A 12,285-nucleotide genomic window follows, 5' to 3' on the forward strand; every position below is an offset into this window, starting at 1 on the left:
ACAAGGGCGGTAAGGCAAACAAACAGCAGCCAGGCCAGGCTGACATGGTCCAAAGACCAGGCAGAAAAAGTGGGTGGGGGTGGGTCTATCAGCCATGCCAGCAATATCATGCCGGTAAGCCCGGCAGCCATGGGCCAGATTTTGCCACTCTCAGGAAACTGCATGCGAATTGCCATACGCAATACCACCATAATAACCACCAGTGGCATGGTTTCTGGCGATATCCACAAAGCCAGCCCAGCCAGCATTCCACCAAGGGTATCCCTGGTAACACTGGAGGTATTAAGGGAGCGTATGATACAAAGGGCAGCCCCCGCAATGGGCACCAGCATGAAAATGTGATGGGTAATTTGTTGCAGCTGGCCATAACCTGCCAACGGTAAGCTGCTGGCCATTAACAGGGCGGTTGCCAACGTGGCTTTGTAGGTGCCAATACTTAAAACAGTAGCCGCTACCAGTGCGGTTAACAACAACATGCTGAACAGGGTCAGGCTGGCACCGGCCCAGATTAAGGCATTTGGGGTATCCAGGCCCAACAGGGTAAAAACCTTGTGCATTTGCCATACCGTCCAGCTATGGGGTAAAGACCAATGAATCCAGTTTCCATCGGGTGCATTGTCACGCGGATTGAAGTTAATGGGGTGGCCTTGGGCATAGCCTTCCAGCAGTACCAGTTTGTAATAACTGTCGGGGTTGGAAAATTGTCCGGCAGCTACATCGTTAAATTGGGTATAGGTTGACCTGAACAGGGCAATAACCATAAATACAATGGCTAAAACAAAAATCCCGTTTCGGGAGCGTAATAAAGATAATTTCATTCTTTGTATCCGGCTGCCAGAAAAAACAGCTTTCTTTGCTCTATGCGGTTTCTGGCCAGGGCTTCCAGAATAATACCGGTGGTAAAAATAACAAAAGCAATCATGCCCAGGCTGCTGGCCAGTATGGCGGTGGGAATACGGGGCACAAGGCCGGTTTGCATGAATTCAATAATCACCGGTACACCCAGCAATAAACTCAGCAAAGCCGTCAGGCCAGCCACTGTGCCGTAAAAATGAGCAGGGTAAAAATGACGGAATAAGCTGAAAAATGATTTCAGTATTTTAAAGCCGTCAGACCAGGTACGTAGTTTGCTGGTGCTGCCTGTCGGGCGTGGCGCATAGTGTACCGGCAATTCACCAGTGGAAATTTTAAGGATGCTGGCAATGGCCGTCATTTCTGTTTCTATTTCAAAACCCGAGGATTGAATAGGCAGGATACTGGCAAAGCGACGGGTAAAAACCCGGTAACCCGAAAAAATATCCTGGGTGGGGGTTTTAAACAGTTTGCCAAAAAGACGGTTGAACAGGGCATTCCCCCATAGATGGCCAGTACGGTAGGATTGGCTTTCTGTGTGCTGGCGAATGCCTGTGACCATATCCAGATGTTCCTGTTCCAGCAATTCAATCATGGCAGGGGCACTGTTGGCATCGTAAGTTTGGTCTGCGTCAGCCAAGATATAAATATCGGCATTAACGGTAGCCAGCAAACGCCTGACCGCATTGCCCTTGCCTTTAAGCGGCTCATGAATAACACGGGCTCCTGCCTTGCGGGCGATGCGGGCGGTTTGGTCTGTAGAGGCATTGTCACAAACAACCACTTCACAACCTGGCAGTACTTGCTGGAAAGCCTGAACAGTGGCCGCAACCGTTCTTTCTTCGTTATGAGCCGGCAAAATAACGGCTATTTTTTGGCAAGAGGGTGTGGTTGCGGGCAAAATATGATTAACAGACATGGAAAGAGTAACAGTTGTGGCGTGGGTGTAATTTGAATGTATCGTATTGAAAATAAATAGTGTGATTTTGTGTATTTTAAACGACACCGCAGGTTAAGATTTTGCTAAAAAACAACAATATATGTTTGCTAATCTCAAATTAACAGGAACTTACTTTGTAAAATAGGTTCGAACAAACAAGAAATTATGTTACATTAAGTTATTGGTTGTAGATTTTAAGAAACATCAGCATTTATACCTATTTACAGGGTTTCTTTATGTTTTGTTTCTAAGATTTTTGTTTTGATTGAGCGCTTTGCCGTTCCTTCAATATGTAATCCACGGAGGATTTGAAAATGAAAGATCAATTGGTTAAGTTTTGGAAAGATGAAGAAGGCGCAACGGCTATTGAATATGCTTTGATTGCGGGTTTGATTGCGGTGGTGATTATTGGTGCCTTGACTGTTTTAGGTAACAGCGTAGATAGCATTTTTAGAAATATTTCTGCTGAGCTTGATAATGCAAAGCCCAGTACTACTGGTGGTTAATCACAAAGGGTAGGAGCCTTGAATTTAGAAATATAGGCTCCTGTCATTTTAAAAAATGCCCCACACCGGGGCATTTCTTTGAAACAAACAATGTCCTCCAGCATCTGGCTTGCCCTCTTTGGTATTTTCACCCTGCTGGTTATCGCAGGTGATTTCAAAAAACGCAGAATAAGCAATCAGCTTTTGCTGGTGGCTTTTGCCGTGCAGGCAGGCCTTTTGCTTCTTAACGGGATCGCGCCAGATTTTCTGGCCTTGCCCGCTTACATAAGCTGGCGCCAGTGCCTTACCGGCTTTTTAATGGGGCTGCTGGTTTTCTTCCCCTTATGGAGCCTGAAATTGCTTGGCGCGGGTGACGTAAAGCTCATTGCCACCTTGGGCTTCTTGCTGGGGTTTGCAGGCTTATGGCAAGTCGTGCTGGTCGCAACGGTATTAACCGGTCTGCATGCGGTAGTAATGGTATTGGCACAAGGCTGGTTACCGGCTAGGGCAAACTGGTGGCAGGAAAAGAAGGAAAAAAGACGAGGGGTTCCTTATGGGGCCTGGCTGGGCATAACGGCATTGGCATGGGCGGTATCGTATCACTGGAGTGGGCATGCGTGGTTTTGAGAGCAGCACATTGATAAAGACGCGTAAAGCGTCTTTTGCCGTTTCAGCGATCAGCCGCCAAAAGGGTGCCTATGCGGTTGAATTTGCCTTTGTTTTCATCATTTTTTTTCTGGTGCTGTACGGAATGATTACCTACGGATTAATCTTTGCCGCCCAGCAATCCATGAACTTTGCTGCTGAAAGTGGGGCTCGTGCAGGGTTGCAGTGGCAGGCGGGAGCTTCTGCCCCAGCGCTTGTTGCGCGTGCGGGCAAGGCCTTGGAAGTTGCAAAGGATCATACAGCCTGGGTTGATAATATGGCGGGTGGTAATAAACTGAAAATTGCCGTATGTGGCGGAGAGCCCATTCAGCTTTTGGATTCTTTAAATGGGGCAGATGCAACATTGTGCTCTATTACTGACACCAATAAACTGGAAGTGGTTATTCGTTACCCCTATGCCCTGCATCCCATGATTCCTTATTTGGGACCGTCTGCACTCATGAGTGTGGCAGTTCCCGATACGTTGGAAAGCCGAACTTCGGTTGATCTTGGTATTGCACTGGATCATTCATCATGAAATATAATGCCATGCAACAAACAAGAAAGGGCCAGCAAGGGGTGGCCGCCATCGAGTTTGCGCTTGTTTTTACGGTTTTATTAACGATTTGTTTGGCTATTGTAAGTTTTGGCATGCTGATGTGGACGCAGCAAAAGGTATCCCATATTGCCGGAGACAGTACAAGGGTTGCACTACAGTACAGTATTAACGGTGAAGCGGATTATGCCGAAAAGGCCTGTCTCCATGCCAAAACCATGGTGGCCGCTGATTTTATTCTTGAGGGGTTGCTTGATCCAGAAAATCCTGATGCGGATAAGGTGATTTGTGATGCCTCTGCCGTTGCATGTGCCTGGGCCCTGAATGATCCAACGCAAAAATGCCTGCAGCTCATCATGACGGTGACGGTCGATGGGTTGCCGCTGGTGAATATGGTGCAGGCAGTAGGAAAGATGTTTAGCAATAAAACAGGTGGCTGGATACCAACAGAACTATCCGCCACTTCGGTTATAAAAATTACTGATTTATCCGGAGCTTGATTTTTTATGAATAACTTTACCAAAATCGTTGCAATAGGGCTGGTATTGCTTGCGGCTGTTTTGGGCTTTTTTGCCTATAAAATGTCAACAGCGCCCAAGCCGGAGCCTGTTGTGGTGGTTCAACAGGTAGAGCGGCCTGTCGTGGCCAGCAAACCCACTCACGCAGTCATTCTGGCAGCCAAAAATATCCTGGCAGGCCAGGTTATTCAGGCCGACATGTTGAAGGAAGATCAGTGGCCCAGCGTGCCCGGTAATGGTTTTACCAAAAAAGAGGACCTTGTGGGCAAGGTGGTGCGTTTTGATATTGCTGCGGAAGAGCCCATTACCAAAGGCCTGCTGGCCATGGGTATCGCTTCTTATCTGAGTGACGGGCAGCGTGCCATCACCATTCCGGTTGATGAAATCGTGGGGGCCGGTAACCTGGTGGCACCGGGCGATATTGTGGATGTGTTCTTTACGCTTAACAGTAAAGGTGATGTTGGGGCACAGTCCCGTTTGCTGCTGCCCCAGGTAAGGGTGCTGGCTTATGGCGACAACACCGTAGATGGTCCGGCAACGCCGCCTGGCAACGATGAGCGTCAGCGTACCCGCGCCACACCGGCACGTATTGCCATGCTGGCCATATCTCTTGAAGATGTGAATAAATTGTTGCTGGCTACCCGTAATGGCAAACTGCAATTGGCCCTGCGTGCACCGCACGATGAAAATCTGCCTGATATGACCCTGTTCCCTGAACCGGAGCCCGTTCTGAAGGGCAGGCCTGATTTAACGCCAGAACAGTTGGCTGCGCTGGAGGATGCCGGTAATATGGCCTATGCGGGCATGAGCCTGCCCGATCTTTCGGGTGAGTTGCAGGACGATGACGATACGCCGGATGCACCGGTGGTGAAACAGGGCAATTCAGGCAAGACCGTGCAGATTATTCGTGGTACGCAAATTGAAAACGTCAAGTACTAGGGTTGAATGGGTTTAATAATGAAATTTTCAGTGAATCAGATTTTTTCCGCCTTTAACAGGAACGCAACGCAGGTACTGACAGCTGCCGCCATGGGACTGGCATTTGTTTCGGCGCAGCCGGTCATGGCGCAATCAACCGGTTTTACCCGTCCTGGTGGCTTGGGCATGGTGGTGGACACGCAGCGCATGATCAAGGTTGATGGCGCTCCGGAACGAATTGCCGTGGGTAATCCAGCTGTGGTTGACGTGCAGATTTTACCGCTTGAAGAGGGAGTAGGTGATATTTTGCTGGCTGCCAAAAAGCCGGGTGTGACTGATATACAAGTTTGGGTCGAGGGTGACCCAAATCCCAAACGCTGGCAGGTCAGTGTCGTGTCTGGTGAGCAAAGTGCGCTGGAGTCGGCTAAACGGCTGGAGGCACCTGTTCGTGCCACTGGTGGGCAGGCTGTGGTAACGGGTCGCTCTTCCAATATGATTGAACACCAGCGTTCAACTGCTGCTGCCCGTGCGACCGGAGAGTCCGACAGGATTATTGATACTTCTATTGTTAACCATAGTGGCATGGTGCAGGTAGAGGTTAAAATTGTTGAACTGTCCCGTACGGTGATGAAAGAGGTGGGGATTGACTGGAATTCGGGAACCTCTCGGGCAGCAGGCGTGCTGCCCAATGGCAAGATCATGGAAGGCGGCTCTGGTACCTGGGGGGCGGTTAGTAATTTTGCTCCTGCCATCAGTAACGGGTTTTCCCTGATGTTTGATTCTCGCAATTTTGGGGCCAAGCTGAAGCTGCTTGAAAACAATGGCATGGCCCGTACCTTGGCCGAGCCTACCTTGGTGGCGCTTTCCGGTCAAAGTGCCAGCTTCAGGGCCGGGGGTGAAATCCCTGTGCCAGAATCAGGTGGCCTGGGTACGCAAACCGTTTCTTACAAGCCATTTGGTATTGCGCTTACCGTAACGCCAACCGTGCTTTCTCCCAACCGTATTGCCTTGAAGGTGGCGCCAGAATCCAGTGAACTGGATTATGCCAATGCGATTCCTGTTGTCAGTGGAGACCAAACCACCTTGATGCCAGCCTTGAGCGTGCGTAAGGCCGATACCACGGTTGAAATGGGTGAGGGTGAAAGTTATATCATTAGTGGGCTGGTTTCCCGCCAAACCATGGCCAATGTCAGTAAAATGCCATTTCTAAGCAATTTGCCTATTATTGGTGCTTTTTTTCGAAGTATAAAATATGAGCAAGACGAACGTGAACTGGTGATTGTGGTGACACCACGGTTAGTTAAACCCATTGCCAAAGGCACGGAGTTACCTCTGCCTGGTCAGGGCAAGGAAAACCTCAACGAGGAGGGGACCGCCTGGGGCTATTATTTGGTTGGGCCTGCTTCGGGTGAACAAATGCCCGGATTTTCCCGCTAAAACAATTGTTATTTACCCCCTTCCGGAGCAGTAGATTTTGTCCAAGCATAATCGGTTTGTATTTTTTTCTTCAGACCCCGAGATCGCCGGAAAACTGGCGGATTCACTGGAAGGTCTGGGAACGCTCGTTCATGAGCAGCCTGCCCCTGATGCATTGACTCGCCACTTGGATGACAGTCTGGTTAATATGGTGTTTCTGGACTTTGTGCCTGATGATGCCGACAATGAGAAACTGGCCCGCTCGATTGACATGGCCCGTTTGTTAAATCGTCATAAACCCGATATGCCCAGTGTTGCCGTGGGATGCATGAATTCACCGGGTGCTGCCGTGGCCGCCCTGCGTGCCGGGATGAATGATTTTGTTGATGTGGATAACCCGGAAGAAGTGCGTGATACGGTCAAGCGTCTGGCAAGGCGCTGGAACAATGGTCGCGAAGATGAAGCCCGTTATCGTAATGTGTTGATTTTAGGGGTGCGGACCGGAATGGGGGCCACCCTGCTTTCCGTGCATTTGGCCAGCCTGTTGCAGGAAATGCAAACCTCTGATCGTAATGCCCGTTTGCAGACGGAGGGCAAGTCTGACGCCAGCGAGCAGGATGCCGGCATGGTTTCCCTGCATGATCGCACCTGCCTGCTGGATTTGGGTTTGCCGGTGGCGGATGGCATGCTGTACCTGAACCTGAATGGCAATTTTGATTTTGTGGAAGGGGTGCGAAATTTGCGCCGCCTGGACAGAACCATGCTGATGTCGGCGATGGCGCATGACAGTACCGGCTTGAGTGTCATGTCCTTGCCACGGGATCTGGATCAGCTGAATAGTATTTCTCATGCTGACTCCCTGTTTTTGGCTGAACGGCTGCGTGATCATTTTGGTGTCATGGTGGTCGATGTGGGTGGTATGCCTAATCCGGCCTTTATTGCCGGTCTGGTTCGTCTTGCGGATGAAACCTGGCTGGTGACCGACCAAAGCATTGCCGCGCTGGTCTCCCTGGCGGATATTCTCAAAGAGTTCGAGGAAGATGGCATTGCTTCCGATGAACTGTCGCTGGTGGTTAACCGCTACGATATTCAATACGGCATGAGTGCCGAACAGATTGCGCAGCGTTTTGGTTTGCCACTGAAAGGCACCTTGCCCGACCGAACACTGGCCATCATGAAAAGTACCAGTCAGGGTCATCTGTTACATCATGACGCCCCTAAAGATCCATATATCAAGGCTGTGCGAGCCCTGGCCAATACATTGGTTGTTCCTGCCGCTGGTAAAGAGCGGATGCAGGAACAGAAATCAGGATGGCTGGCCTCATTGTTTGGACGGGACTCCCGTTCTGGATCGGTGCGGTAGGAGATCTGGATAAATGATAAGGACACCCATTAAATTTGGCGAAGACGGATTCATTGACAGTAGCCGTTTTCAGGAAGTGAAGAATCATGCGTTCGAGCATTTGCTGACACGCATTGAAGAAATGGGGACTGAGTTTGCCCGCTGGAACCCCGATACGATCAGGACGTTTGTTGATAGCGAAGTCAATTCGTTTGTGCGAACTCGGCGGTTTGCCGTCAATGAAAGCGAAATCCGTGAAATTGCTGATGCATTAACCAAAGAATTGGTGGGTCTGGGACCGCTGGAAGATTTATTAAGCGACCCGGCTGTTGAGGATATCCTGATTAACGGGTTCGACAATGTGTTTGTGTCGCGTCGAGGAGTGCTTGAGCGCGAACCGGCTCTGTTTACCGACAACCAGCATGTGATGCGGATTGTGCGCCGCATTCTGGCACCGCTGGGCCGCCGGCTTGATGAGTCAACGCCCATGGTGGATGCCCGCTTGCCCGATGGCGCCCGTCTGAACGTGGTGATTGGCCCTCTGTCGCTGGATGGCCCGCTGGTTTCCATCCGTAAATTCCGCAAGGATCCGCTCAAGCCCGAAGATCTCATGCATTTCGGGACCTTCAACGAAGAAATTTATCAATTGCTGGAGGCAGCGGTCGCATCGCGCTGCAATATCCTGATTTCCGGTGGTACGAGCTCGGGTAAAACGTCCATGCTGAATGCGCTGGCATTTTTTATCGGTCCTCGTGAGCGGATCATTACGATTGAGGATACGGCCGAGATGTCGCTGAACCATGAACATGTGGTGCGGTTGGAGTCGCGCCAGGCCGGTTATGACGGCAGTGGCGAAGTCAGTATCCGCGACTTGATCCGCAACAGTTTACGGATGCGACCCGACCGGATTATTGTGGGCGAGGTGCGTGGTTCTGAAGTGATTGATATGTTGCAGGCCATGAACACCGGACACGAAGGTTCCATGGCAACCATTCACGCCAGTTCACCACGCGAGTGCCTGTACCGGATGGAAATGCTGGCCGGGTTTGCCGGTTTTCATGGTAGTGAAGAAAGTTTGCGCCGCCAGATTTCCGGTGCTTTGGACTTCATCATCCAGATTGGTCGTCTGCCCAATGGCAAACGGCGGATTCTTTCAATTACTGAAGTGATTGGCATGAGTGACGGTATTATCACTACTCAGGAGCTGTATCGCTATGAGTCGGTGATTGGTGCTGATGGTGAAGAAAAAGATCAATGGGTGAGCATGGGTATTTTGCCACACTGCAGTAAACTGGAGGCTCATAAAGGCAAGATGCGTGAGACGGTTGTGAAGTCGGCGCCTGTATCCGCCCAGGCTGTAACGCGTGATACCAGCCCGGGTTTCTGGAGCAGGAGGCGTTAATGAACAGTGTGGTTTTACTGGCGCTAATGGCGCTGGTTCTGGTTATTCTGGCGTTTGTTTTGTGGCATGGTGCCAATCAGCAACGCAAGCATAAGGCCAAGAACCAGTTTGTGCTGGAACAGCTTGAGCGGCGTTTGGGGCAAGACGATCCTGCTGAGGATGAAGTGGTACGCCAGCGCAAGGTCTGGAAAACCGGCCCACGGAACTGGAATGAGTTTTTATTGCGTGCCGGTAAGTTGCCAACGACCCGGTTTTACGTGTTGTTCTGGTTGACGACTCTGATTCCCAGCCTGCTGGCTTTGATTTTTGGTGGGGTGATTGCCGCAGGTGCCGCATTTGTCCTGATGCTTGCCATTTCTTTATTCCATTTATGGCTCAAGGGTGAACGGCTTCGCAAGGAGATTGTGCGTCAGCTGCCCGATTTTCTTGATCGGGTGGTTCGCATGATGACAATCGGTAACAGTATGGGGGCAGCATTCCACAATGCGGCGACAGGTACCGAACTGCCCCTGCGGGATGTGATAGACCGCACGGTCAGCCTGAACCGCTCGGGCAAGGACATTGATATTGCCTTGCATTATGTGTCGCGCCAGTATGGCCTGCATGAACTGTATCTGCTGGCTTCCGTTATGGGTGTGGCGTTGAAATATGGTGGCCGCAGTGACCAGGTGCTGGAAAGGATGTCATCGTTCATGCGCGATCTTGAACAGGCCCGTGCGGAAATGAAAGCCATGTCGGCCGAGCTGCGTTTGTCTGCCTGGGTTTTGGCCCTGTTGCCGGTAGGGCTGGCCTGTTTTATTCTGGTTTTCAACAATGCCCTGTTTATGGGCATGTGGGAAGATCCGGCAGGCAAGATCATGTTGATAGGGGCTGTGGTTTTGCAGATATCCGGTTCTTATTGGTTGTATCGTTTGGCCAAATCCGTTTAGCATGAGGAAAATAGAATGCCGGATTTAACAAGTTATCTCAGTCCAGCAAGTTTGCAGGCCGGCGCCCTGGTATTGCTGGCGATTGCTGCCCTGGTGGTGGCCGTATACCTGATTGAAACCATGGTACGGCAAGAAAAGAGTAAAGGCCAGATAGAGGAAGTCCTGCACAAGCGGGAACAGGCCAATGCAATGGTTTTTCCGGGTGTGCAAGATCAGGTAGAAGAAGACAACGCGCGTCTGGAATCGGCCGTGGTCAAAGCGGCGGAGCTGGGCTCACGATTGGGTCAGGGCCGATTTGGCGATATTTTGCTGGCTGAAGAAGACAAAGCCTATCTGGAGTTGGGCGGCTTTGAGGATTATGGCAAGGCAAAAGCCTTGTTTTCATTTGTCCGCGCTGTTTTATGCATAGGCTTGCCGGTCATTTTGTTGTTTGTGACCGGGCCCGTGAAGATTATGGGTGGTCATTTAATGACCTATGCGCTTTCCATTTTCTTCGGCTTTGCGCTGGGATGGATGCTGCCTAAATGGGTATTGATGAATCGGGTCAACAAACGCAAGAAAGCGGTTGATGATGAGCTGCCGTTGCTGGTGGACTTATTACGCCTGTTGCAGGGTGTGGGCATGTCAATGGACCAGAGTCTTTATATTATCGTGAAAGATTTCAAGGCGGTTTTTCCTGTCCTTAGTGTGGAACTGGAGGTGGCAGTAGAACAGTATAATCGTGGCATGCCGCGCGAGCAGTCCATGGATCGCATGATTAACGGCCTGGACAATGATGATTTGAGTGCCATTTGCCATTTGATTGCGCAGGTGGATAAGCATGGTGGTGCCGTTCAGGAACCCCTGCAGCGTTTTAGTGAACGCCTGCGTGAGCAGCGTCGTGCTGGATTGAAAGAAAAAATTGGCAAGCTGACGGTCAAGATGACCGGGGTCATGGTATTGACTCTGCTGCCCGCGTTAATGATTGTGACCGCAGGCTCTGGCTTTATTGCCGTGTTCCGTGGATTGTCTCGAATGGGAGGTGGTTAAAGATTATGAAATTGGTGAAGAAAGCAACCGCAGTTGCATGTGCAGGTGTATTGGCAGGATGTGTGAACGCTTCTTCGGATTCGGCCTGGCGGTTGATGGAAGATCAACAGCAGGAACAGGCCATGATCCAGCGTAAGGAAATGGATGACGCGCGCAAGAAAGCGCCCGAAAAAGAACAATTGTTAATCATGACGATCAAAGAAGCCCAGGATCAGGGACGTTATTTCGCTTCTTTGGCGTTTATTGATGAATATGATGTCAAATACGGTAAATCTCCGGATGTGGAAATTTTGCGGGCCGAAGCCCTTAGAAAAACAGACCAGCATGCGCAAAGTGAGGAAATTTACCGCCGTCTGACCAAAACCCGTCAAAAAGCCCAGGCCTGGCACGGTCTTGGTCTCATGGCCGGCCAGCGCGGTGACTTTGTCGAAGCATCCAAAAATCTGGAAAATGCATCATCAGCTGCGCCTTCTGATGCCGTTATTCTTAGCGACCTTGCTTATGCCAGGATGCGTATGGGTGATATTGAAGGCGCCCGTATTCCTATTGGTAAAGCTGCCGAGTTAATGCCACAAAATCCCAAGGTGTTAAGTAACATGGCACTTTACCTGCTGGTACGAGGTGTTACGCCCGCTGCCGAGCAGGTGATGCAAAGCGCCAATCTTAGCCAGCAGGCCCGCCAGCAAATTTATGCCATTGCTGATCAGGTACGCCGCTTGCCACCTGCCCCTGTGCAGGCATCTGCCAGTGCTTCATCGCGTGAAGAAGACAACCAGGTCAGGGGCGTAGACAATCTTAGGGCATCCAGTGCCGAGATTAAAAAAAAACAGGATAAAGTAGTATCCGCTTCAAGTTACAGGCAGGCACAAAACAGCCAACAACAGTCATTTGATTTGCAGTTGCCAGCCAGTGCACCGCTGCCGGCAGATATCCAGCCTCGCCCAGATGCCCAGTCACAGGCCCAAATTCAACCCGAACCAGAACCACAACTGGTTAATGTGGGCCAACAGCCAGCCCAGGCGGCTGAACCTGCCCGTACAGCACCACAGGCAGAACCACAGCCGCAGCCCAAACAGCAACTGGTTAGGGGTAACGAAGCGCCCATGCAAATGGCTCCTCCCAGCAATGACCCGATTGCCATGATGCAACCGGCATTTGTCTGGCCCCCTGTGTCACAACAGCAGGCCGAGGAAAAACGTCTGGCAGAGTTGGCAAAGCAACAGGCTGAAGAAAAGCGCCTGGCTGAAGAGGCT

The 12,285-nt window shown here is 50.8% G+C and carries 13 protein-coding genes; 11 read left to right on the forward strand and 2 right to left on the reverse strand.

Features of this window, described 5'->3' with window-relative positions:
* Both HCX92_RS00725 and HCX92_RS00730 read right to left on the reverse strand, forming a co-directional pair.
* A partial coding sequence (locus HCX92_RS00725; RefSeq protein ID WP_211182205.1) for a hypothetical protein occupies positions 1–818 on the reverse strand: 818 nt, incomplete at its 3' end.
* Positions 815–1,771 (reverse strand): glycosyltransferase family 2 protein, encoded by a 957-nt coding sequence (locus HCX92_RS00730; RefSeq protein WP_169292996.1) that lies wholly within the window; start codon positions 1,769–1,771, stop codon positions 815–817. The genes HCX92_RS00730 and HCX92_RS00725, both read right to left, overlap by 4 nt.
* A gap of 335 nt (positions 1,772–2,106) precedes the next feature.
* Between HCX92_RS00730 and HCX92_RS00735 the strand changes: the two genes are divergently transcribed.
* The 11 genes from HCX92_RS00735 to HCX92_RS00785 form a co-directional block, all read left to right on the forward strand.
* Positions 2,107–2,298, forward strand: a complete 192-nt coding sequence (locus HCX92_RS00735; RefSeq protein ID WP_169292997.1) for a Flp family type IVb pilin — start codon at positions 2,107–2,109, stop codon at positions 2,296–2,298.
* A 90-nt stretch (positions 2,299–2,388) separates the two neighbouring features.
* A complete protein-coding gene (locus tag HCX92_RS00740) occupies positions 2,389–2,904 on the forward strand; it encodes a prepilin peptidase (RefSeq protein WP_169292998.1) in 516 nt (171 codons plus the stop codon).
* Positions 2,891–3,460 (forward strand): TadE/TadG family type IV pilus assembly protein, encoded by a 570-nt coding sequence (locus HCX92_RS00745; protein WP_169292999.1) that lies wholly within the window; start codon positions 2,891–2,893, stop codon positions 3,458–3,460. The genes HCX92_RS00740 and HCX92_RS00745 overlap by 14 nt, the downstream gene beginning before the upstream one ends.
* An 11-nt stretch (positions 3,461–3,471) precedes the next feature.
* A complete protein-coding gene (locus tag HCX92_RS00750; protein ID WP_169293000.1) occupies positions 3,472–3,978 on the forward strand; it encodes a TadE/TadG family type IV pilus assembly protein in 507 nt (168 codons plus the stop codon).
* 6 nt (positions 3,979–3,984) lie between these two features.
* Positions 3,985–4,935 carry a Flp pilus assembly protein CpaB gene (gene cpaB, locus HCX92_RS00755; RefSeq protein ID WP_169293001.1) on the forward strand — a complete coding sequence of 317 codons (951 nt, stop codon included), beginning with the start codon at positions 3,985–3,987 and terminating at the stop codon, positions 4,933–4,935.
* 90 nt (positions 4,936–5,025) lie between these two features.
* Entirely contained in the window at positions 5,026–6,351 is a 1,326-nt protein-coding gene (locus HCX92_RS00760) for a type II and III secretion system protein family protein (RefSeq protein ID WP_169293025.1), read from the forward strand.
* A 37-nt stretch (positions 6,352–6,388) separates the two neighbouring features.
* Entirely contained in the window at positions 6,389–7,693 is a 1,305-nt protein-coding gene (locus tag HCX92_RS00765) for a pilus assembly protein CpaE (protein ID WP_169293002.1), read from the forward strand.
* 13 nt (positions 7,694–7,706) lie between these two features.
* Complete coding sequence (locus HCX92_RS00770) at positions 7,707–9,074, forward strand: CpaF family protein (RefSeq protein ID WP_169293003.1); 1,368 nt, start codon at positions 7,707–7,709, stop codon at positions 9,072–9,074.
* Positions 9,074–10,003 carry a type II secretion system F family protein gene (locus HCX92_RS00775; RefSeq protein ID WP_169293004.1) on the forward strand — a complete coding sequence of 310 codons (930 nt, stop codon included), beginning with the start codon at positions 9,074–9,076 and terminating at the stop codon, positions 10,001–10,003. The genes HCX92_RS00770 and HCX92_RS00775 overlap by 1 nt, the downstream gene beginning before the upstream one ends.
* A gap of 15 nt (positions 10,004–10,018) precedes the next feature.
* Positions 10,019–11,032, forward strand: coding sequence for a type II secretion system F family protein (locus HCX92_RS00780; RefSeq protein WP_169293005.1), 1,014 nt, complete (start codon positions 10,019–10,021; stop codon positions 11,030–11,032).
* A gap of 5 nt (positions 11,033–11,037) precedes the next feature.
* Positions 11,038–12,285, forward strand: a 1,248-nt coding sequence (locus HCX92_RS00785; RefSeq protein ID WP_169293006.1) for a hypothetical protein, incomplete at its 3' end; no start/stop codon positions are given.

The organism is Advenella sp. EE-W14, assembly GCF_012923605.1.
In the GTDB taxonomy this organism is placed as follows: Bacteria; Pseudomonadota; Gammaproteobacteria; order Burkholderiales; family Burkholderiaceae_B; genus Advenella; species Advenella alkanexedens.